The organism is Clostridium sp. Marseille-P299 (genome assembly GCF_900078195.1).
GTDB lineage: Bacteria > Bacillota > Clostridia > Lachnospirales > Lachnospiraceae > Lachnoclostridium.
Window position 1 is genome coordinate 89,523 of sequence record NZ_FJVE01000005.1, and the last position, 23,343, is coordinate 112,865.

General features: G+C 34.2%; 25 protein-coding genes and 1 other annotated feature. Of the genes, 1 reads left to right on the top strand and 24 read right to left on the bottom strand.

Annotated elements, in window-relative coordinates; genetic code table 11:
* Positions 1 to 28 precede the first annotated feature (28 nt).
* The 18 genes from ttdB to BN4220_RS02290 all read right to left on the bottom strand — a co-directional run bounded on the left by ttdB (position 29) and on the right by BN4220_RS02290 (position 14,288).
* Positions 29 to 643, bottom strand: a complete 615-nt coding sequence (gene ttdB, locus BN4220_RS02215; protein WP_066712986.1) for a L(+)-tartrate dehydratase subunit beta — start codon at positions 641 to 643, stop codon at positions 29 to 31.
* A complete protein-coding gene (gene ttdA / locus BN4220_RS02220; protein WP_066712988.1) occupies positions 640 to 1,539 on the bottom strand; it encodes a L(+)-tartrate dehydratase subunit alpha in 900 nt (299 codons plus the stop codon). The genes ttdB and ttdA overlap by 4 nt, the downstream gene beginning before the upstream one ends.
* A gap of 196 nt (positions 1,540 to 1,735) precedes the next feature.
* Positions 1,736 to 1,852, bottom strand: a complete 117-nt coding sequence (locus BN4220_RS19970) for a sodium pump decarboxylase gamma subunit (RefSeq protein ID WP_148401676.1) — start codon at positions 1,850 to 1,852, stop codon at positions 1,736 to 1,738.
* A gap of 14 nt (positions 1,853 to 1,866) precedes the next feature.
* Entirely contained in the window at positions 1,867 to 3,003 is a 1,137-nt protein-coding gene (locus BN4220_RS02225) for a sodium ion-translocating decarboxylase subunit beta (RefSeq protein ID WP_066712991.1), read from the bottom strand.
* A 44-nt stretch (positions 3,004 to 3,047) separates the two neighbouring features.
* Positions 3,048 to 4,436: an oxaloacetate decarboxylase subunit alpha gene (locus tag BN4220_RS02230; RefSeq protein ID WP_066712994.1), complete on the bottom strand. Its 1,389-nt coding sequence runs from the start codon at positions 4,434 to 4,436 to the stop codon at positions 3,048 to 3,050.
* 17 nt (positions 4,437 to 4,453) lie between these two features.
* On the bottom strand, positions 4,454 to 4,885 hold the full coding sequence (locus BN4220_RS02235; RefSeq protein WP_066712997.1) for a biotin/lipoyl-containing protein: 432 nt from the start codon (positions 4,883 to 4,885) through the stop codon (positions 4,454 to 4,456).
* Positions 4,886 to 5,033: 148 nt separating this feature from the next.
* Complete coding sequence (locus BN4220_RS02240) at positions 5,034 to 5,318, bottom strand: hypothetical protein (RefSeq protein ID WP_066713002.1); 285 nt, start codon at positions 5,316 to 5,318, stop codon at positions 5,034 to 5,036.
* Between the two features lie 21 nt (positions 5,319 to 5,339).
* Positions 5,340 to 6,710: a carboxyl transferase domain-containing protein gene (locus tag BN4220_RS02245; RefSeq protein WP_066713004.1), complete on the bottom strand. Its 1,371-nt coding sequence runs from the start codon at positions 6,708 to 6,710 to the stop codon at positions 5,340 to 5,342.
* Positions 6,711 to 6,941: 231 nt separating this feature from the next.
* Positions 6,942 to 7,586: a GntR family transcriptional regulator gene (locus tag BN4220_RS02250; RefSeq protein ID WP_066713006.1), complete on the bottom strand. Its 645-nt coding sequence runs from the start codon at positions 7,584 to 7,586 to the stop codon at positions 6,942 to 6,944.
* 1 nt (position 7,587) lies between these two features.
* Positions 7,588 to 8,199, bottom strand: coding sequence for a GntR family transcriptional regulator (locus BN4220_RS02255; RefSeq protein WP_066713009.1), 612 nt, complete (start codon positions 8,197 to 8,199; stop codon positions 7,588 to 7,590).
* A 185-nt stretch (positions 8,200 to 8,384) separates the two neighbouring features.
* Positions 8,385 to 8,747, bottom strand: a complete 363-nt coding sequence (rplL, locus tag BN4220_RS02260) for a 50S ribosomal protein L7/L12 (RefSeq protein WP_066713012.1) — start codon at positions 8,745 to 8,747, stop codon at positions 8,385 to 8,387.
* A gap of 130 nt (positions 8,748 to 8,877) precedes the next feature.
* A complete protein-coding gene (rplJ, locus tag BN4220_RS02265) occupies positions 8,878 to 9,372 on the bottom strand; it encodes a 50S ribosomal protein L10 (protein ID WP_066713020.1) in 495 nt (164 codons plus the stop codon).
* A 192-nt stretch (positions 9,373 to 9,564) separates the two neighbouring features.
* Positions 9,565 to 9,709 (bottom strand) — a sequence feature (ribosomal protein L10 leader region).
* 106 nt (positions 9,710 to 9,815) lie between these two features.
* A complete protein-coding gene (gene rplA, locus BN4220_RS02270) occupies positions 9,816 to 10,508 on the bottom strand; it encodes a 50S ribosomal protein L1 (RefSeq protein ID WP_082811985.1) in 693 nt (230 codons plus the stop codon).
* Between the two features lie 63 nt (positions 10,509 to 10,571).
* Entirely contained in the window at positions 10,572 to 11,000 is a 429-nt protein-coding gene (gene rplK / locus BN4220_RS02275) for a 50S ribosomal protein L11 (protein ID WP_066713025.1), read from the bottom strand.
* 108 nt (positions 11,001 to 11,108) lie between these two features.
* Positions 11,109 to 11,627: a transcription termination/antitermination protein NusG gene (gene nusG, locus BN4220_RS02280; protein ID WP_066713029.1), complete on the bottom strand. Its 519-nt coding sequence runs from the start codon at positions 11,625 to 11,627 to the stop codon at positions 11,109 to 11,111.
* Between the two features lie 19 nt (positions 11,628 to 11,646).
* The gene (gene secE, locus BN4220_RS02285) at positions 11,647 to 11,853 is read right to left on the bottom strand and encodes a preprotein translocase subunit SecE (protein WP_066713033.1); all 207 of its coding nucleotides are present in this window, start codon (positions 11,851 to 11,853) and stop codon (positions 11,647 to 11,649) included.
* Between the two features lie 81 nt (positions 11,854 to 11,934).
* A complete protein-coding gene (gene rpmG / locus BN4220_RS19690) occupies positions 11,935 to 12,084 on the bottom strand; it encodes a 50S ribosomal protein L33 (protein WP_081841852.1) in 150 nt (49 codons plus the stop codon).
* 641 nt (positions 12,085 to 12,725) lie between these two features.
* The gene (locus BN4220_RS02290) at positions 12,726 to 14,288 is read right to left on the bottom strand and encodes a helix-turn-helix domain-containing protein (RefSeq protein ID WP_066713040.1); all 1,563 of its coding nucleotides are present in this window, start codon (positions 14,286 to 14,288) and stop codon (positions 12,726 to 12,728) included.
* A gap of 230 nt (positions 14,289 to 14,518) precedes the next feature.
* Between BN4220_RS02290 and BN4220_RS02295 the strand changes: the two genes are divergently transcribed.
* Complete coding sequence (locus BN4220_RS02295; protein ID WP_066713043.1) at positions 14,519 to 16,741, top strand: S8 family serine peptidase; 2,223 nt, start codon at positions 14,519 to 14,521, stop codon at positions 16,739 to 16,741.
* Positions 16,742 to 16,950: 209 nt separating this feature from the next.
* On the opposite strand, the gene pepF is transcribed toward BN4220_RS02295, so the two are convergent.
* The 6 genes from pepF to BN4220_RS02325 form a co-directional block, all read right to left on the bottom strand.
* The gene (gene pepF / locus BN4220_RS02300; protein ID WP_066713044.1) at positions 16,951 to 18,747 is read right to left on the bottom strand and encodes an oligoendopeptidase F; all 1,797 of its coding nucleotides are present in this window, start codon (positions 18,745 to 18,747) and stop codon (positions 16,951 to 16,953) included.
* Positions 18,748 to 18,798: 51 nt separating this feature from the next.
* Positions 18,799 to 19,887: an HD-GYP domain-containing protein gene (locus BN4220_RS02305; protein ID WP_066713045.1), complete on the bottom strand. Its 1,089-nt coding sequence runs from the start codon at positions 19,885 to 19,887 to the stop codon at positions 18,799 to 18,801.
* 15 nt (positions 19,888 to 19,902) lie between these two features.
* Complete coding sequence (locus tag BN4220_RS02310; protein WP_066713047.1) at positions 19,903 to 20,913, bottom strand: LacI family DNA-binding transcriptional regulator; 1,011 nt, start codon at positions 20,911 to 20,913, stop codon at positions 19,903 to 19,905.
* Between the two features lie 21 nt (positions 20,914 to 20,934).
* Entirely contained in the window at positions 20,935 to 21,441 is a 507-nt protein-coding gene (locus tag BN4220_RS02315; protein WP_066713048.1) for a Gx transporter family protein, read from the bottom strand.
* A 186-nt stretch (positions 21,442 to 21,627) separates the two neighbouring features.
* A complete protein-coding gene (locus BN4220_RS02320; protein ID WP_066713051.1) occupies positions 21,628 to 22,959 on the bottom strand; it encodes an ABC transporter permease in 1,332 nt (443 codons plus the stop codon).
* Positions 22,949 to 23,245: a hypothetical protein gene (locus BN4220_RS02325; protein WP_066713053.1), complete on the bottom strand. Its 297-nt coding sequence runs from the start codon at positions 23,243 to 23,245 to the stop codon at positions 22,949 to 22,951. Before BN4220_RS02325 ends, BN4220_RS02320 begins: the two co-directional genes overlap by 11 nt.
* Positions 23,246 to 23,343 lie beyond the last annotated feature (98 nt).

Here is a 23,343-nt window from a genome sequence, read left to right on the forward strand (position 1 = left end):
AATTCTCCTCCGTCTACCTATCCCAATATTATTTTATATAGTGTACTTTTGTATATAATTCCTCCAAAGCCTTATCTTTACGTTTATTAAACTCAACTTTATTTTGTTCAAAAATATTATTGCCTTCTGCATCAATCGATACAATAAGTGGTCCAAATTCCTTCACTCTACAAACCCATAATGTTTCAGGCATTCCTAAGTCTTCCCAATGATATTCTTCAATCTCTTCTACACAAGTTGCTGCTACAACTGCACATCCTGCAGGGAAAACACAATGTATTGCTTTATGTTCTCTACAGCCAGCTTCTGTATTAGGACCCATTCCGCCCTTACCAACGATCAATTTAACCCCTGTTTGTTCAATGAATTCTTTTTCAAATTTCTCCATTCTCATACTTGTAGTTGGTCCAATAGAAACCATTTCAAATTTATTGTCTTCACCTTCAATTTTACGAACAATAGGGCCGGCATGAAAAATAGCTCCACCTTTAATATCTACAGGTAACTCTCTTTTTAACTCTATTAATCTTCTATGAGCAACGTCTCTACATGTTACAATATGCCCATTAAGGTAAATTACATCTCCAATTTTAATATCCTTTAAATCTTCATCTGAAATTGGTGTAGTTAGAATTTTCTTCATAGTTGTACCCCCTTATGTGTAATAGAATCATAGCTTAAATCACTATTAAATACAATTGTTCCACGTCTATGTGACCAGCATCCTACATTCACTGCGCAAGAGATAACGGATGGGTGACGAGCTGAGTTTACAATATTTACTCCTAAAACAGACTTAGTACCTCTTAAACCTTGTGGCCCTAAACCAATTGAGTCAATTGCTTTTGTCATCTCATCTTCTAATTCAGCTGCCTTCGGGTTAGGATTATGACTACCTACTGGACGCATCAATGCTTTCTTAGCCATAAATGCAGCGGAGTCGATGGAAGTACCTATACCAACACCTACTAATAAAGGAGGACATGCATTAAGTCCATAAGAAGTCATAACATCCAATACAAATTTAACAACTCCTTCATAGCCTTCACCTGGCATTAATGTCTTTCCTTGTCCAGGAAGTGAACATCCTCCACCTGCCATATAAACATCTAATTCTAATTTATCACTCTCAGGAATGATATCCCAATATAACCATGGAGAATCAGTACCAACATTCGTGCCCGTATTCACTTCATCGAAAGTTTCTACCGTATTGTGGCGAAGAGGAGCTTCTTTTGTTGCTTTTGCAACAGCATCTTTTAGGAGCGGTTTCAAATTATCAATATAAGGGAATTTCGTTCCAACTCTTACAAACATTTGTATCACGCCTGTATCCTGACAAGAAGGTCTGTTTAATAGTTCTGCTTGTTCTTGATTTTTCTCCATAGCCTCATAAATCATTTTTGCCATGGGCATTTCTTCACCTTCACTAAGCTCTTTTAACTTTGCAGTTACATCGTCTGGTAGCTTTTTCCCAACCAATCCTACAAACGCTGCTATTTTGTCTCTTAGCAAATCCAAGGCTGCTTGTTTTTCCATAATGTATTCCTCCTTTTTTAATACAACAGATCATTAGAAAAGTAAATTTCTTTTCTTTACATAAAAAATTATATTGTTTAATTTTTTATATTTTATATTGTATCCATTTTTAAGTTTAATATATAGTAAAATTGCTTTATAATCAATGGTACCTTTACACAAATTTTGTGCATTATTATTGTTAATTATTTCTTATCTATTTTATTTTCTTCTGCATTAGGGCTGTAATTATAGAGAGCAAACCTAACACTAAAAAGATTGCAGCCATTCCTTTCCACATTAAATCCAATGTGATAATAAAGTTCTCTAACATAAAGTGGCCTCCTTCTACAAATACTGCGCCATCAAGCTTAATATAACTCCGCCGGCAACTACAGATCCTATTTGTCCAGATACATTCGCACCAATTGCATGCATGAGCAAGTGATTTGTTGAATCTTCTTTTAATCCCATCTTTTGCACTACTCTTGCAGACATAGGAAATGCTGAGATACCTGCAGCTCCAACCATAGGATTAATTTTTTCTTTGGAAAATAAATTTAAAACCTTAGCAAATAACACGCCACCAATCGTATCAAACACAAAGGCAACGAGACCAATAAGCATAATAAATAATGTATTAACATTAACAAAATCTTCTGCTTTCATACTAAATGAAATCGTTATACCAAGAAGTAATGTTACAAGATTCGCCAAGTTGTCACTGGCTGTTTTAGATAAGTTCCCTAGCACTCCACATTCACGTAGTAAATTACCAAACATTAAGAAGCCAACCAATGAAACTGATGCAGGGGCTACGAAGCCAGCAAGTAATGTTACGATAATGGGGAAGAATATTCTAGCTTTTTTTGAAACATTACCTGGGTTATAGTTCATACGTATTAATCGTTCTTTCTTAGTCGTTACCAAACGTATAGCAAGAGGCTGAACAATTGGAACTAAAGCCATGTAAGAATATGCCGCAACTGCAATGGCACCTATGTACTTAGACTTTAGTATCTGAGAAACTAAAATTGCAGTAGGACCATCAGCCGCTCCAATCACCCCAATAGAAGCCGCATCTTTTAAGTCGAAACCCAATAATGCTGCTACTGAAATAGAAAAAAAGATACCAAATTGAGCTGCCGCACCAAATAACAACATTTTAGGATTTGCAAGTAAAGGTCCAAAATCAATCATTGCACCTATACCGATAAATAAAAGCAAAGGTAATGCTTCTGAAGCTTCGATTCCCACATTAAAAAGCCATTCGATGATTCCGTTTGTCTCACCAATTCCTGCTAATGTCTGATTAATAACACCACTGGCAGGTAAATTTACTAAAATAGCACCAAAACCCATTGGTAGTAGCAGTGACGGTTCAAAATCTTTACAGATAGCTAGGTAAATTAATAAAATACCTACTCCGTACATAATTAATTGCTCCACTGTCACTGACAAAAATCCTGAAATAAGAAAATCCATAGTAATTCCTCTCCTATATAGCTAATATTCTGTCAAATTATTTTTTAAACTGGATATACTCCGGAATTTGCTAGATTTATATCTATTTTATCTTGCTGTGCTTGTCTATATTGAAAAAATTCCGTAGCAACCTGTGGAAACATTACATAGGTCAACACATCTTCCTCTTGTTTTTTCCAAACTTCAATCTCTTTTTGTGCAGCTGGTAGTTCTGGCTCTAACAGGTCTGCAGGTCTACAAGTGATAACCTTTTTATTACCCAGAGCTTTTCTTTGAACCTCTTTGTTCATAGGTTTTACTGTTCTACCATACTCACCTCTAAGAAGTGCTTTACTTTCCTTGGTTACCATTTTATAACGTTCTCCTGATAATACATTTAGTACTGCCTGTGTTCCCACAATTTGACTAGATGGAGTAACAAGTGGAGGTTCACCAAAATCTTGTCTTACATGAGGTATTTCCTTAAGTACCTCGTAAAATTTATCTTCCGCCTTTTGCTCCTTTAATTGAGATACTAAATTTGAAAGCATACCTCCTGGTACTTGATATAAAAGTGTTTTAATATCAACTCCCAGAATCTTTTGGTTCATTTGACCGCTCTCCAATGCTTTTTCCCTAATCGGTCTAAAATATTCGGCTATTTCAGAAAGAAGCTTTTGATCAAGTCCAGTATCATAAGGAGTTCCTTTTAATGTTTCTACCATAACCTCTGTCGCTGGCTGACTTGTACCTAATGCAAGAGGGCTAATAGCACAATCAATAATATCTACTCCTGCCTCTACTGCTTTTAAATATGTCATGGATGCTACACCACTAGTATAATGAGTATGTAATTGTATAGGCAAAGAGATTTCTTTCTTTAATGCTTTAATTAAATTCATTGCTTCATAAGGTAATAAAAGGCCAGCCATATCCTTAATACAAATGGAGTGAGCTCCCATCTCTTCTACTTCTTTTGCCTTTTTTACATAATAGTCTATGGTATAGCTATCACCCAACGTATAAGAAATCGCTACTTGAGCATGTCCACCTTCTTTTCTAACAGCTTTAATAGATGTTTTTAAATTCCTTACATCATTTAATGCATCAAATACTCTAATAATATCAATACCATTGCTAATGGCCTTTTGCACAAAATACTCAACCACATCATCCGCATAATGACGATATCCTAGTAGATTTTGACCTCTTAAGAGCATTTGAAGCTTTGTATTTTTAAAGCCATCTCTTAATTTTCTAAGTCTTTCCCATGGATCCTCTTTTAAAAATCGAATGGATGCATCAAATGTTGCGCCTCCCCAGCATTCAACAGAATGGTAGCCTACCTGATCCATTTTCTCAATAATTGGTAGCATTTCTTCTGTTGATAACCTTGTTGCCATCAAGGATTGATGGGCATCACGAAAAACAGTTTCCGTAATTTTTATTGCCATCTTAACACCTCCTAAACTTAATTAAACGTAGCGATGATTTGACCTGGGTCTACCATATCACCCACAGATGTATTGATACTAACTACTACTCCATCTTCTGATGCAACAATTTCGTTCTCCATTTTCATAGCTTCTAACAATACCACAACATCACCTTTCTTTACTGTGGCACCAACCGCCACTTTGATTGCTAATATTTTACCTGGCATAGGTGCCACAACTGAGATTCTTCCCTTCGCACCAGATGAAGTTGGCTCAGCAACTATCTTTGTTTCATTAACTGTAGGGGTTGATGCCACTGTCTCCTGATGCTGTACTGGTGTTGGTACATATACTGGTGTTGGCGCATTCATCGGTGCTGGTGCTTTAGCAGTAAAATTTCCTCCCATTACTTCTTCCACTGTGACATCATAAGCGTTACCATTTACAGTAACTCTAAAATTTTTCATAATTATATCCTTTTAATACTATACCAATCATTGAATACAGTATTGCCACTATAAAAGGTTGAAAGAGTTAATCAGTGGCTTTCCTTTCTAAAATTATTTCTTTCATCCCTTACCATGAGCTTGTGACTAACAACTCAAGTTTAAGTTACTATCTAGTTTTTGGTATCCTTTTAATTGATTTTACAACTAAACCGTTACTATCTGTTCCCAAAGTACAAGCAATTGCTGCTGTAATGGCTGCAACTAATTCGTAGTCCTCAAATTGATTTAAGGTATTTTCTTGAATAGCCGGCATTTCTTCATGAGTTACTTCAATTGCCTGATTAGTCTTATTAAGAAGCTTCCATATCAATACTACGAAAACGGCGATAATAACCCCACAGGGAATTAAAAGTTCCCTAACACTGAAAGTAATATCAAGTATTTCATTCATAAATTATTACCTCTGCATTCATTATTGTATAATGTGTTTCTTCTTTGGCCTTGCCTCTTCTTTGTAATAAAGCATTTCCATTGCAGCTATAATTCTTTGTCTAGTTTCCTGAGGTTTGATAATATCATCGATATAGCCTTTTCCTGCAGAATACTTTGTGTTATTTTGTTGATTGCTATACTTTTCTTCTGCTTCTATTAATTGTGATAATTCCTTTTCACCTTTACAAAATACCTTAGCTGCATGTTCTGAAGAAATAACTCCTATTTTACTTCCTTCCCAAGCTAACACCACGTCAGCACCTATATGCTTACTATTAAGTACCAAATAAGTGCTTCCAATTCCACGTCCTACAATAACATTAATTTTCGGAATATCACTATGTATTAATACTTTCGTTAATAATCCAGCGGCTCTTCCTACAATAGCCTCTTCTTCAAGTGTATTTTTAAATTCCAAAACATTAATAAGAGTTACCAAAGGTATATCAAAAGCATTTAAGAAAGCGATAAATTCTCTTGCTTTATTACATCCACCTGAGGTAAGTTCAGTACCACATACTGCAATTGCACCGGTAGTAACTCCATTTAGCTTAATAAATCCAGTAACAACTTCCTCATTCTGCATTGCCTTCACTTCTAAGAATAAGTTACTATCACTAATTGCAGTCACTAACTTTCTTCCATCCTCTTTATATTCCTCAATATCAGGAATCATACGATTTAAATCATCATCCGTTTTTAATATTTCCGCATCTTCTTTGTTACTAGCCGGTAAAATATCAATTAACTCTCTGATTTTACCAATGATCTCAGATTCACATCCTATGCCATCCGCTTGTTGATTCATAGGGAAAAAGTCAAAATCTTTGTTATGTTCAACTACCGCAGGTGGGTTCATATATAATTTTCCCTTACCCGCCTCTAGAAAAGTAAAATCTGCCATTGCGTTCATAAGAGAAAGCCCACCACCACAATTACCAAATACTCCAAGTATCTGTGGAATGATGCCTGAGGCCATTGTTTGTTGAATAAAAATGTTGCCTAGTTCCTCCATTCCATCCAACCCTTCACTGATACGGAGGCCGCCACAATCCATTAAACCTATTACTGGAGATTTTGACTTTAATGCCAATGCATATAATTTACTGATTTTTCTTCCATGCATTTTACCAATACTGCCCTTTAAAACAGAAGAATCTTGGCTAAATACATAAACCAACTTCCCATTTACAAGGCCATATCCAGTTATTACACCATCCCCTCTATTTTCAGTTGGTTCAGGATTAAAATCAGTTTTTTCACCTAGTATATGTTTTCCTATCTCAACAAAACTATCGGCGTCTAGCAAAGCATTAATTCTCATTTTTGCTTCATTTTCTGCAATATCCATAATTTACTCCTGCATGATTTATATTTTATATTTAATAATGTATCCATTTATATAATAACACCTTCAATAAATATGTCAATTACTTTGTATAATTTGGGCAATTTATATATAATATTGTCATTATTTTTATATAAGTTGACCAACTCTTCAATTATTTAATTATATAAACAAAAAAAGCACTGCTTTTAAGCAGTGTCTTTTCATAGTTCTTATCGTTTATATTTGTGCGATTTATTTATTATAATGAGTTAATATATTTTCTAAACTTCTCTTTATGTGGTTACACATAATTAGCTTTGCTTTATCCGCATCACGTTCCTTTAATGCCTCTACAATCTGTCTATGCTCATTTATAGAAATCTTAGCATATTCCTCTACTTTCACATTACTTCCCATAGACAAACCATTCCACATTGAAGAAAGAAGAGATCTAATTTTATCATTTCCTCCTGCTGTCCAAAGTTCATAATGGAAAGACTGGTTATACTTTGAGTAGTCACTAAAATTATTTTCTTTTAAAGATTGAACTGCATTTTCATATGCCTCTAATACCTTGGATATATCAGCATTGTTTTTACATATCTTGTAAACAACTTCACTTTCCAAAATTCCTCGGGTTTCATAATGATCTATAATGGCTTTTTCATCAATTCCTAGTACTATAGCACCTTTATTAGGTCGTAATTTAATAAGGTTTTCATTGGCAAGGATTTGAAAAGCCTCTCTTACAGGTGTAATAGAAAGCCCAAGCTGCTTTGAAATTCCATCTAAAGTTATAATTGTACCTGCTTCTAATTCTTTCGCTAAAATAGCTTTACGTAAGGAAGAGGCTGCCTGTTCTCTAGCAGGCATTAATTTTATTTGTTTTAAAGTCATCTCATAGCACCTTTTCTACCATTTTATTAGTCAAACACAAATAATAATGTTTAAATAACTCACTTAGTTTCTCTTCATCTTTCGTTCTAATTGCTTCTGCGACGTCATCCCAAATCTGTATTTCCTCTGCCCCTGATAACTCCAAGTCTTTTAAAACAAAAAATACATATATATCTAATAATTTTTTGTGAAGTTGTTGTATGTAATAATTCTCAACTTCCTCACTAAAAAATCTATGCAATTTTATTTCATTCATAGAATTGCATTTATACTCGTTATAAACTTTTTGAAAGTGTTCATAATATTCTTCCTTTGTATGAATGACATTCTTAATAAATCCAATTTGAATATCACAAATAAATGAGAATATTTCATGTATCCCTTGTTTCGTAATCCCTTTTACTATCACATGACGATTTGGGAGCCTCTTTAAAAAGCCTTCTAATTCCAAAATCTGAAATGCTTCTCTTACCGGCATTCTAGACACCCCTAACTGATTAGAAACGACTTCCTGAATCAGTTCCTCACCATCTTTAAGATGGTTTAGAAGGATTTCTTTTCTTAATAAATCGGCAATATGATCTTTTGTCTGTACTCTTTTGATTAAATCCATATCCACCATCCTTGTCCACATTATTGTATCCAATTTTTTATACAAAGTCAACTATGGCGCATTTAGGTGAACGCAATCTCGCAGTGTCTAATTGATAAGGCACTGCATTTATACTTTCTTTATAAATCAAAAAAACCTCTGAAAGGCTGTATACACAACCTTCAGAGGTTTTATTAAGGCAATAATTACTTAAGAGTAACTTTTGCACCTTCAGCTTCAAGTTTAGTCTTGATATCTTCAGCTTCTTCTTTGGAAGCAGCTTCTTTAAGCATCTTAGGAGCTCCATCAACAAGATCTTTAGCTTCTTTTAAGCCTAATCCAGTTACTTCACGAACTACTTTGATAACTTTAACTTTGTTTGCTCCAACGTCTGTTAATTCAACGTCGAATTCAGTTTTTTCTTCAGCTGCTTCAGCTGCACCAGCTGCTGCAACTACAACACCTGCTGCTGCACTTACACCAAATTCTTCTTCACATGCTTTTACTAAATCGTTTAATTCTAACACAGTCATGCCCTTAATAGCATCGATAAATTCTTGAGTTGTCATTATAATTTACCTCCATATAAATTTAATATGATTCGTTTTAATTGCTTGCATACTTATTATGCAGCACATTGTTTCTCAACGTTATTTAGAAAACTATTATTTTCTAAACTTCTTACAAATCCCAAATGGATTATGCTACATCGCCATTCTTTTCTGCGATTTGTTTGATAACACGAGCAAAATTTGTAATTGGGGATTGTAAGCTTCCAAGTAACTTGGAAATAAGAACATCTTTTGAAGGAATAGTTGCAATAACTTGGATTCCTTTAGCATCATAATATGTTCCTTCTACAACACCAGCTTTGAACTCTAAAGCTTCTGCTGTTTTTGCAACTTCTGCTAATACTCTAGCAGGAGCTGTTGCATCTTCAATACCAAATGCGATTGCAGATGGTCCTTCAAGATGACCATTTAACTGAGCGAAATCAGTTCCTTCGAAAGCCATCTTAAGATAAGTGTTTTTGTATACTTTGTATACAACACCAGCTTCTCTTAACTTCTTACGAAGAATTGTATCCTGCTCAACTGTAAGACCACGGTAATCTACTAATACTGCAGATTTAGCATCTGCAACGTAACCCTTGATTTCGTCAATGATAGGTTTTTTCATTTCAACCTTTGCCATTTGAGTACACCTCCTTATAGATTCTTTGTGACTGTACACATCATTTGATGTGTTATGGCACTTACGTGCCAGATATACACGCTTTTCACGAACAAGATGTATATCGTTGCCTTGGAACAATGTGTCCTGTCTTATAGGACGATTGTTAAAAATGCTTCTTGCAAAAGACATATGAAATGTCCCCTGCAAAAAGTAAGGAGAAAAAAAGCCTCCCGCAAAAGACAGGAGGCTTAACAATTAGTCTAGCATAATGCTTGAATAACATCATTCCTCGGTAGGCGGGTTCTCCTTATGCCATTACGGCACCTACTGTCTTCGGCAATTATTTATATGTTATAATGCGAATTGTAATCACATTTACAACAAGCTTTTTGAGTATAACATAAATCTATTAGTGTGTCAACCACAAAGTAAAACTTTTCTTCTAACACTTTTTACTAAAATTAAGATAATTTTACAGTGTTAAGCTTAATTCCAGGGCCCATAGTAGAAGCTACAGTTACACTTCTTAAATATTGTCCCTTTGCAGAAGCTGGTTTTGCTTTAATGATTGCACCCATAAGGGCTTGGAAGTTGTCTGCGAGTTGCTCCTCAGTAAAGGATGCTTTACCAACTGGCACGTGGATAATGTTTGTTTTATCTAATCTATATTCAATCTTACCAGCTTTAATATCGTTAACAGCCTTTGTAACATCCATAGTTACTGTACCAGCCTTAGGGTTTGGCATTAAGCCCTTAGGTCCAAGTACACGACCAAGACGACCAACAACACCCATCATATCTGGAGTTGCAACAACAACGTCAAATTCAAACCAACCATCGTTTTGAATCTTTGGAATTAATTCCTCGCCGCCTACGTAATCTGCACCAGCTGCTTCTGCTTCGGCTACTTTATCACCTTTTGCAAAAACAAGTACTCTTACTTTTTTACCTGTTCCGTGTGGTAATACTACTGCACCACGAACCTGTTGGTCAGCGTGACGTCCGTCAACACCAAGTCTGATATGCGCTTCAATAGTCTCATCGAATTTTGCTACTGCTGATTTTTTAACTAAGCTGATAGCTTCATTCACATCATATTGAACTGATCTATCAATAAGTTTTACAGAATCAGTATATTTCTTTCCTCTTTTCATGATTTAACCTCCTAGTGGTATTATCGGGATTGCCCTCCCACATGTAAACATCTACATTTACAATTAATCTTCAACTACAGTGATTCCCATACTTCTTGCAGTACCAGCAATCATGCTAGTTGCTGTTTCAATATTAGCTGCATTTAAGTCAGGCATTTTTAATTCAGCGATCTTAACAACTTCAGATTTCTTGATTGTAGCAACCTTAGTTTTGTTAGGAACAGCGGAACCTGATTTTAAATTACAAGCTTTCTTAAGTAATACTGCTGCAGGAGGAGTTTTAGTAATAAAGCTAAAGCTTCTGTCCTGATATACAGTGATTACTACTGGAATAATCATTCCTTCTTGATTTGCAGTTCTAGCATTGAATTCTTTTGTAAACTGTACGATATTTACGCCGTGCTGACCAAGTGCAGGACCAACAGGTGGTGCTGGTGTTGCCTTTGCAGCAGGAATCTGTAATTTAATATAACCTGTAACTTTCTTTGCCATGATAGCATACCTCCTAAAAATGTGGTTTTACCGGGAGTAATTAACCATCGTTAACTTACCCTCCCACTGTTCACTCACTCGTGAACTTAGTTAACATTCTGCTTATCTTTACTTTTCAACTTTCACATCAGAAAAACTAATCTCAACAGGTGTCTCACGACCAAACATGTCAATGTTTATTGTAATAATTTGTTTGTGAGGATTAATCGCTTTAATAATGCCCTGTGTGTTCTCCCATACGCCTGAGATTACAGTAACAGTATCGCCGATTTCGAAGTCAATTATCACTTCATCCTTTTTAATTCCCATGCTCTTCATCTCATATTCAGTGAGTGGAACAGGTTTCGATCCAGGTCCTACAAATCCTGTAACACCTCTTGTATTACGTACCACGTACCAAGTATCATCATTCATAATCATGTTAAGTAGTACATATCCAGGGAACAATTTCTTTTGAACCTTTTTCTTAACACCATTCTTAACCTCAATAACATCTTGAAGAGGCACAGAAACCTCTAATATTTGGTCTTGAAGTTTTCTATTTTCGATTGTTTTTTCAATGTTGGCTTTTACCTTGTTCTCGTAACCCGAGTAGGTATGAACAACGTACCAATTAGCGTCTGACATATTATCACCCTTATCCTAGCTAAATTATAACATTAATTCCTGCTTTGATCGCCGCATCAAGTAAAGCTATAATTATGCCTAATATAATGGTTGTGACAATGACAGCGAATGACTGTTTCGTAACTGTTTCTTTATCTGGCCAAATTATTTTTTTGAACTCAGCTTTAAGACCCTTGAACCAGCTTTTCTTTGGAGCTTTTTCAGTAGCGTTTGCAGTTTCTCCCATAATTTCACTTTTCCTTCCTTGTCTTTCCATTCGGCCGTAGCAGTAATTATAATTACTTGCCACAAAGCGTATTAGACATAATTATTTTGTTTCTTTGTGTAATGTGTGTGATTTACAGAATTTGCAGTATTTTTTTGTTTCCATTCTGTCCGGATGATTTTTCTTTTCCTTTGTAGTGTTGTAATTACGCTGCTTACATTCTGTACATGCCAATGTAATCTTTACTCGCACAACTTCCACCTCCGTCATTATTCTGTGGTGAATAAAGTTTTCTTATCTAGATTTGCCTTATCTAGCCTACCTTATTCTTGTGTTAACATGTAGCCACCGCCTATTAAGAATAGTGGCGATTTATACAGGTCTTCACTGTTTTTAAGCATAAAAAAAAGACCTCTTCCATAGCTAGTTTACTATATCATACTGTAGGTCTGTTCGTCAACTATTTTTTCTTTATCATAAGTAAAATAAAAAATATATGCAATAGCATATATATATTGGTTTCTAGATAATTTATAACAAATCGATTCTCAGTATAACATGATTCCATCATATTGTCTAGCCCAAATTATCTTTTATATTCATTATTCTAAAAAGCTTTTTTAAATTTTAACACTATGCTCTTACGCACTAGTTTAAAACATCCATTATATAAATTTCTCATCTTTTGAATTCATTCACTCCTAATATGGTGATTGAATCCATAAAACACTTTTACTATGAATCATTTCATATTTTTAAAATTAAATACGAGTATCAAAAGCACTCTAAAAAGTTGAGATACTTCGGATACTCGTATTCATACATTTTTATATTCTTAGTTCCAAATAAGGGCTATCATGTCACCCCTTGGCACTCCTATTTAATATCACTAATCATCGAACACGTTTCTCCATATATTCCTTCGGACTTAAGCCTGTTATCTTTTTAAAAACTCTACTAAAATAATTCGGGTCTTTGTAACCAACATCATAGCATATCTCCTGAATCGTTTTATCTGAATATTTTAACAATTCAACAGCTTTATTGATCCTTACTTTCGTAAGGTAATCAACATATGTCATTCCCATTTTTTCTCGGAACAAACGACTAAAATATTGTGGACTTACATTCGCTAAACTAGCAATTTCTTGTAAAGATAATTCTTCATTAAAGTGAGTTTCAATATATTTTAATACATTTCTATTGATACCAAAAGAATGCTCCTCACTATTTTCTTTGATGCTATGTATAATATAGGTCAACTCTCGAATAGCCCAAGCATTTAATTCTTGCATCTCAATCTTTTCTAAGGCCTTTACCATTTGCATATAGTTTATGGAATCTAAGGTACTTGGTCCATTCTTTTTCGATTCATATGTAGATAAAATAAGTAATTCTAAAATCTTGCTTTTTTTATCCTCAGGTTTATAGTCATCCATAATACCAAGTATTGTTGTAAAACTTTCCAATGCATTTAAGTCTTTATTACCAACATCCTGAAGCATCCTTGATTCTAGCTCCATATAATATTGGCCTTTCATATATTTACCTAATGCTATGTCTTCAATATGAGATATTACGCTATTTCTCTCAATTTGCATACTTCTTAAAGCTTCTTCATATGAAATAGCTAATTTATCTATGCTACGTTCGCTTCCGATACCAATCGCAATTCGAATTTGAAATGCGGATAGGAAAAATTTACGAATTGCTTCTGCAAACTTTAGTTGTTGCATCTTCCTTGACTTTTCATCTAGCGAATTTTCCCTAGTCTCCATAACAAACATAACAATTTGTTTTTCCATCGTTGCAGCCATAATACAACGATATCCATATGGCGCATTTTTATTAATAGCCTTATTATACTCTTCATAAGGTATAAAGTCTGTTTTTTCACAAGGCATGATGTTTAAACTCATTACATAACCCTTATTTCGTGTTTGGAAAATACTTTGAAGTTCCTTCCAAGGATTTTTCGTATTCCCACTAAATAAGACGGAATATATAAATCCAAATTCTAACGCCTCTTTCCCCTTTTTTAAAACAAGTTCACTGTTTTTATTCATTTCCAATTCTTTTTTAGATTTTTGTACTTGTTCTTCTATTTTAATTAAGGAGGGAATTAAATTATGTTTTGTTACTGGAGCAAGTATAAAATCACTCAACCTAAGCTCTAAGGATCTCTTCAAATCGTTCATGCACTCTTCCAAAGAATATAAGATGATAGGCAAATTAAAATGACTTTTTCGAATTTCCTCAACAATAGAAAACCCTGATTCATATTCAAGTTCTTTTGATATGATAATTACCTCAGGATTGCACTCTTCTATATTGATAAGCGTATTTCTTCTGTCACTGGCATAACCAGTAATTTCTACATGTTTCATATTTCGTTTTATAATATTGGTTATACGTTTTATTTCATTTGCATTTTTATCAACTATTAGTACTTTCACTGAACCACCAATCCTTACCTTACAGTTATCAGAATTTTTTCATTGTTTAGTAAAGCATCTCCCTTTGCTTTCATTTTTTCCCTACTATATTTGCTATTATAACAGAAATTTTAAGATTGTGTAGTTGCTATCCAAATATACCACAAATTATCACATTTGTAATTTTTTTGACATAATACTGACATTTCTTAAAGCTATATTTTAAAAAAAAGCAAGGGAGGCGTATTATTTTGGTTTTTCTAAGAAATATAAGTGATAATATTCGTCTACGGCTGCTTTGTCTCTTATGTTTAACGTTTCTGTTAATTCCTGTTTCTACGGTAAGTGCCCAAAACAAACCTTCTCAAAATAATTTATTAGATGAAATTATTATTATATTTAAATCTGATATGAGTTTGACAGAGCAAAATCAAATTTTAGACATCTACCAAAATGATGTTACTGTTTTAGAGCAAATAGAAGACTATGCTCTATGCAAATTAAATAATACTAAGGACACATCAAATATATTAAAGTCTCTTAATGAGAATCCGTGCATACTAGTTGCTGAATCAAACTCTGAGATTGAACTGCAAGGCATCACCAATGATTCATACTCGGATTCACAGTGGCCTTTAAAAAACAATGGATATTATTATCATGTAAACAACTCTAATACAAGTATAATAAGCTCAACTCAAGACATTGATTTAAACATTCCTAAAGCTTGGTCTATTTATTCGTCAAAGAATATGAAAGAAAAAGAAGTTGTCATCGCCATTTTAGATACTGGCGTTGATATTAATCATCCTGATTTAGTTGGTCGTATCTGGATAAACCAGGGTGAGATTCCAGGTGACGGTATCGATAACGATAACAATGGTTACATTGATGATATGGTAGGATGGGACTTTTATAATAATGACGACACCGTTTGTCATTATCAATATAACTCCTCTAAAAATATGGATTTAGCTTCACCAAAAGATAACGATGACCACGGTACACATATCGCAGGTATCATAGCTGCTAATGCAAATAATAAAATCGGTATTGCAGGGGTTGCCTCCAATATCAATGTTAAAATTATGTCCCTTAAAATCCATGGAGGCGCAAACGGTAAAGGAACTGTTGCAAATGCAATCAAGGCCATCAAATATGCGACTATGATGGGGGCTGATATATGCAATATGAGCTGGGGTTCCACAAGCTATAGTGCTGCTTTAGAAACAGCAATGCAAGAATCTACAATGCTTTTTGTTACAGCTGCAGGAAATAGTGGAACAAATAATGACACCACTCCTTTATATCCAGCGAGTTATAATTTAGATAACCAAATTTCTGTTTCATTTATTGATGCAGACGGAGCATTATCTAAGGATTCTAATTATGGAAAACAAACAGTAGATATTGCAGCACCAGGTACAAACATTATTAGTACAACGGTTGGAAGCTATGGTACAATGAGTGGCTCTTCTATGGCCGCACCTCATGTTAGTGCAATTGCCGCCATGTTATATACTTATAGCGACAACCTCTATGCTTCCGATGTTAAAAACATAATTGTAAACAATATAAAATACATGGAAGGCTTAGAAAATTTCACAAAAAACCCTGGAATTCCTAATGCCGCTGCCATTGTTGCATCAATGGAAGAATTGCAACCAGATAATACCTTGCCTGATTTGCAGCTTTCTACAAGATATGAGAAAGACCGTATTTTAATTGATATAAACGCAGATGACTTTGACGGTTCAGGAATTAGAACCATAAGGTATATTATTGGTGAACGCTCAACTGATTATTTTAAACGTGGGACCATTGGACTTGGAATATCCGATAATATACTCTCTTTAGCAAAGGCCGGTACTTATACCTTTTATATAAGTGACTATGCTGGAAATGAAACATCCCAAATTTATGAGGTACTTGATGATATGGAAGCTCCAACCATCAATTCAAGCTATAAAGTTTCGGGTGATTATTCATCTATTACGATTACCGCTTCAATCACTGATTTAGGAAGTGGAGTCAAGACTGCAAAGTATTTAACAGGCGTTAAAACAATTGATGATTTTCGTTCCATTAATTCCGGAACAGCTATAAAGCTAGAAAATGATACCGGTGTTTTTGAAGTAACTACCCCAGGCAGATATACCATTTATGCTCAAGATTACCGAGGTAATAAAGTTATATCATACGTTAATGCAAAAATTATAAAGTCAACAGCTTTATCATTAAATCGTTTAAATAAAACCCTTGGTGTCGGAAAGTTCTTCCGATTATGGCCTTCATTAGGTCCAGATAATAGTACAGATCAAGTAACTTATGTAAGTTCAAATCCTTCCGTTGTTACCGTAAGTAAATGGGGATTACTAAAGGGAATCTCCCCTGGGAAGGCTACTATAACAGCTACAACCTCAAGCGGTATAAAGAGAACATGCGTCGTTACAGTAAAGTATCCTAAGGAATAATTTCCTTATGGTCTTATACTATTAATTATGATTTCGTGTTATTAGCTAAGGTTTTATGTTATTAATTATGTTTTTGCACAATAAAAGACTAGGTATGCATTAAATCATAAGACAAAGAACAAATTTTTATAATAAACAAAAGGGTCTGCTACAAAATAGAATTTTACTTCCATTTTGCGGCAGACCCTTTTATTAGTTTCTAATAGTTATTACGCTAATAATTCTTCCATTTCATCGATTAATTTTCCGAACACTTCAAGTGCTTCCTTAATTGGTGTCGCTGTTGACATATCAACACCTGCAATTTTTAACAATGAAATTGGATCATAAGAGGAACCGCTGCTTAAGAATTTAAGATAATCTTTTACCGCTGGTTCACCCTCTGTTAAGATACGATTTGATAATGCAATAGCAGCTGAATATCCTGTAGCATATTGATATACATAATAGTTGTAATAAAAATGAGGAATTCTTGCCCATTCTACGTCAATTTCATGATCAACTACGATATCTTCTCCAAAATATTTTACATTTAAGTCATGATAAGCATCGCATAAAACATCTGCTGTTAAACTTACCCCTTGTTCAACCATACGATTGATAAGTAACTCAAACTCTGCAAACATTGTCTGTCTAAATAATGTACCTCTAAACTTCTCTAAGAAATGATTGATTAAATAAGCTCTTTGCATTTTATCTGTTGTGTTCTTTAATAAATATTGCATTAATAAAGATTCATTGCATGTAGATGCAACTTCAGCAACAAATATTTTATAATCAGAATATATGGTAGGTTGTGTTGCATTTGATAGGTAAGAATGTAGGGCATGACCCATCTCATGAGCAAGTGTAAACTCGCTATCTAATGTATCTGCATAGTTCATTAATACATATGGATGCACTTTTGCACCTGCTGAATAAGCACCACTTCGTTTTCCTTCATTTTCATAAATATCAACCCAACGATTATTAAAACCATTCTTTAAGATTTCTAAATACTCCTTACCTAATGGTTCTAACGCCTTGATAATTGTGTCTTTTGCTTCCTCATAAGGAATCTCAACATCCATATTAGGTACTACTGGTGCATAAAGGTCATACATATGCAACTCATCTAAGTTCATTAATTTTTTGCGAAGCTTTACATAGCGATGCATATAAGACATATTGTCATTTACAGCGTCAACTAAATTATAATAAACGTCAACTGGAACTTCTGTTTCATCCAAAGCTGCATGTAAAGAAGATTCATATTTTCTTGCATTTGCAAAGAACTGAAGCTGTTTTACTTGTGCATTTAAAATAGCTGCTGTTGTATTCTTATACTGTCCATAAACAGAATATAATGCCTGAAATGCCTCTTTACGAACTTCTCTATTAGAACTTTCCATAAACGGTATATAATTACCATGTGTTAGACGCACTTTCTTACCATCTTTATCTGTTATTTCTGGGAATACTAAGTCCGCATTGTTAAATACTCCAAAAATATCAGCAGCGGAGTTCGCTACTTCACCAACTTCTGCAAGTATCTTTTCTTCTTTCTCTGATAAAGTATGTTCCATCTTTCTACGTTTTCTTAAAATATCAAGTTCATAAAGACGTAATTCTTCATTTTCCTTAAAGAATGATTGTAATGTATCTTCCGGTATTTCAATAATTTCAGGACCTTCAAAGGACGCTGCCCCTGAGATTTCAACATACAAGGACATAACGGATCCATACATTGATTGATAAGTTGAGTTCTTTGTATCCTCATCCTTTTTTCTTGCTGCATAATTCAATAAATTATCTAATTCAAGTGATACTTCATCGCTTAAACGGTAGTAATCTAATAATGTATTTGCTGAACTACCTAATTTACCTTTAAATTCTTGCAATTCTTTTGGAAATCTTTTTGCTGCATTATACGCCTCATAAAATGCTTCATCACTTATAAATAAATCCTTTAAGTTCCAAGTAAATTGTTCTTCTACCTCAGAACGTTTTTTTAATTCTTTTGCCATATTCTTACCATTCCTTTCCTTAATCGTAGTCTAATATATATGATATCTATACTACTCGTCTTTTTTATGTAGTTTTCTCTTTATTTCTAATTCAGATTCAATAATCGTAATATTTAATTCTTTCATCAGATCAATCTCATATGGTGTAACCTTATTGCCGTTTTCATCCGTAATAATACGAACAATTGGACGCAGTGGTACGTTTTGATTTTGATCCTTAATGATTGCAAGCATTCGATTCGATAATAAAACCAGTGACCCATTAGGGTAGATTGCAATTTGCCTAATGAATAATTGCACTAATTCAGGTGCAAAAAAGGTTCCTGATTTTTCGATTAGATAATCGACCGCTTTATTGGTCGGCCATCTTTCTCGATAACATCGATCCGTTGTTAAGGCATCATACACATCTGCAATAGCAACGATTTTAGAAAACTCATGCAATTGATTTTCCTTTAATCCAAAAGGATAACCTGAACCATCTAGCCTTTCATGATGTGTAATTGCTATCTTTCGTGATATTTCAGGAAGTGCAGCCCCACGCTGGAGTATTTGATATCCTGCCTCCACATGTTGCTTCACATATTCATATTCATCATCTGTTAATTTCTCTTTTTTATATAAAATTTTTGCATCCAATGCAACTTTACCAATGTCATGCAATAAAGTTCCAATGGCTAATTGTTGCATTGCAGCTCTACTATAGTTTAGCGCTCTTCCTATCAACAAGGAATATACACAAACACTTACCGAATGATAATATGTATACTCATCGCTTGCTCCGATATCATTCAAACTCACTTGTACATCCTTATTTCGAATTACCTCTACTATAATATCATCAACACTATCCGATAAGCTTGATAAACTCATTGATTTTTTTTCTAAACAACTTTCAATGGTGTTCCTAAGAACTAATTTACAAGTTGTTCTTGTTTGTTCTGTTATTGCATCTGGAATTTCTATTCCCTTGCTCTGTTCATCTTCTACATATACGTAACGTATTCCCATACGCTCTAGATTCGGTATAAATCTACTTATACCTCGGCTACCGGCCTTTAAAACAAGTGCATCCCTTTGATATACAGAGCGCGCTAGAACCATGTCAGGTTTCAACATCTCAATGGATACCAATCTCATCCGTTTACCTCTCTTTTAATTCAAATCTTTTATAGACTCTCCCTCATATAGTTCGACATCCATAGTGACATGTTCAATCATTGTTGCCATTGGATTTTCCATTAAATTTATTAATTTTATTGCTGCCAATTCTCCAATTTTATCTGTATCTTGCTTGATTGTAGTTAACTTAGGTTCTAATGCCTGAGAAATTGAAATACCATCATAGCCTGCTACAGAGATATCTTTTGGCATACTTAACCCACGACGTTTGATTGCTTTTATAACTCCTAATGCCGCATAATCATCAGGAGCTATAATGCAAGTTGGTCGATCGCTTAAATCTAATAGTTCGTTTGTAAGTTCCTCTGCTAGCTTATCACTACGATACTCACTTTGCTTATAATAATATTCAGGTATTGAAATATTATGTTCCATTAAAACTTGATTAAAGGAAGCTAAGCGATTATGCGTAACCGTTGATTTTGTTCCATGAATATAAGCAATCTTTTTATGACCTTTTGATATAATATACTCTGTTAACTTCCTCATTCCCTTAGCATTATCCGATAAAATACTAATTGCATTGCTAAAGGAATGATCAATTGTAACAACAGAGAAATCACTGTTTATTACTTCAATCACTTCTGGGTTTGTAAAATCCGCACATACAATGCAAACTCCATCAAAATCTCTATATTTGCAATGCTCCAAAAATGTCATTTTACGATTCCCAATATTATTCTCGATAAAAGTAATGTCATAACCTCTTTTGCTAGCTTCCTCTCGAAACGATGCTAGTATATACGCGAAATACTCATTTTTTAACCCATAAGATGCTAAGGTGTCAAATAAAACACCTATATTATAAGACTTTTTAAGCTTTAGTTGTCTAGCATATGCATTCGGCACATAACCTAATTCTTCTGCAACTCTTAATACTTCTTTTTTTGTTTCTTCTCCTATTTCACGATATCCGTTTAATACCTTACTAACCGTTGAAACAGATACACCACACTTTAATGAAATATCTCTTATCGTAACCATCGTTTTCTCTCCGTAAACTCATCAATCCATTTTAACTGCCCTTTTTATCTGTTTATATACTAATCCACCTAAAATCCCAATTAGTATTCCAGTAATGATTCCACCCACCATTAAAAATGGAAAGTAATACATCATCCCTCTGCCAAGTACATACATTGCCACCATAACTTGTCCCATATTATGGGCAACACCTCCAGAAACGCTGACCCCAACAATGCTAAATGCCTTACTCTTCTTTAGAACAACCATAACAATATAACTAAGTATCGCCCCTGCTAAACTATACCAAAGACTATACAAATTACCGAATGTAAAGCTTACTAGCACGACACGTATTACGGATAAAACCAATGCTGACTTTGCATCCAATAGATAAAGTGCTAGTAATACTACTAAATTAGCAAGCCCTAACTTTATTCCTGGTACTACAAAATGAAAGGAGATGACACTTTCAACATAACTTAAGATAAATGCTAAGGCGATCAACATTCCAAAAATAGCTACTTTTTTTGTTTGATTTTTTTGCATGAAACACAAGCCTTTCCAAATTCTATTGTAGGAACCATTTAACATACGAAATGCGAATGTTTACTAGATTATATAACAATATTCCCCGTTTCACAATAGTTTACTAAGAAATGAAAGAACTGTCGCAAAATAGAATTCGTACATATCTAAAACTCTACCTTGCGACAGTCCCTTTTAAAGAGATTTTTAATTTTCAGTTTTCATCGCTTCAATTGCACTTATTTTTGTTGCACGTCTAGCTGGAAAATAACCAGAAATTACGCCAACGAGAATTGAGAAAAGTGCCGCTACAAATGGAAGCCATATTGGTATTTGAGAGAATTGTGCACCTGAATTATCACCGTACATTCCACCATTTCCCACTAAACTTCCTAGTAAGCTTCCTCCATATTTATTTATAAAGTAAGACGCTAAGTAGCTAAAGCCAATTCCGATAATACCACCAATTAATCCAATGATACCTGCTTCAAATAAAAACAACTTTTTAACATCTTTCACAAGACAACCAAGCACCTTCATGATACCTATTTCCTTGGTTCTTTCGTAAATAGACATAACCATAGTATTTGCTATATTAATTGCAGAAACTAACATGGCAATACCACCTATGGCACCTAATACCATTTGAAGCATATCTGCTGTTTCAAGATACCCTTCTAGATATTGCATGTCACTTGTTGTTTTATATCCCATTGCTTCAATTTCATCTTGTACCTGAGTAACATTCTTCATACTATCTACGTTAATTTGTATTGTTTGGTAGTTTTCCAAAGAAGCCATTGCTTTCTTTCGGTCTTCTATCTTTAATGTAGATGCGTATTTTTTATAAATACTCTTGTAGTATTCGATATCCATATAAATATTGTAATTATATTGCCAGTTTGTACTTTCTTGTAAAAGTCCATACTTATCCACCTTTACATTAAGTGGCTTTTTCTTATCATTGACTTGATAGTCCTGGAAACTAAATGTCAACTTATCTTTTCCAAGCTCAACCGTCTTTGTCTTACGTGTTCTTCCTGAATAATATGAAAACTCGTATAATGATTGTGAACCAAATATAATTACATTATTCTCCTCTGGTGTAATCATTGTCCCTTCTGAAATCTCTGGCATTCCAAAGTCTTTAAAAGTGCTTGAATCCATTGCAATAATATTTCCCCAAGAATAATATTTACCACTCATAAATTGGACTCCTGCTTGGTAAATTGGCGAAACACTCTTAACATGTTTTATACCTTTTATCTGCTCAACTACACTATCATCTAATTTCTGCTCCTTAGATGCCCAATTTCCGTCTTCTGTTTCATAGTATTGATTTTTAGAAATGGTAATTATTGTCATACTTCCATTTTGAATAATTGCATCATTGAAGCTCTTATTCACACCAATACCAATAGAAACCATTACTACGATAGAAATCGTACCAATCACCATACCAATGACCGTTAGTGAAGTTCTAGCTTTTCTACGACCGAGATTTCTAAGACCCATTTTAATTAAGTCACTAATCCTCATATAAATCAAATCCTTTTTTGATTCTCTTCTTAGCCAATAAGATACCTAACACAATACTAACGATTAAAGTTGCCCCTGTAATACCTCCGACAAATCCCCAAGAGCTTAGTACGGAACCTCCGTTATCAGAAGGCATCCCTTCTCCCATATCTCCGGCATCAATTCCAGATCCACCGCCCATCATTACACTGGTACTATCGGCGCTAACTGCCACATTATTTATTACATTAAACCCACTATTAAGTATTACTGTTGTGTCAAACGCTTCATTCATTATAATCTGCATAATAACCTCTTTCTGCAGTATTTGATCTACTACCCTAGCAATCAAATACTGCTAATTATGAAATTCAAAACCTCTTTTCAACCACATATTTTAAACTT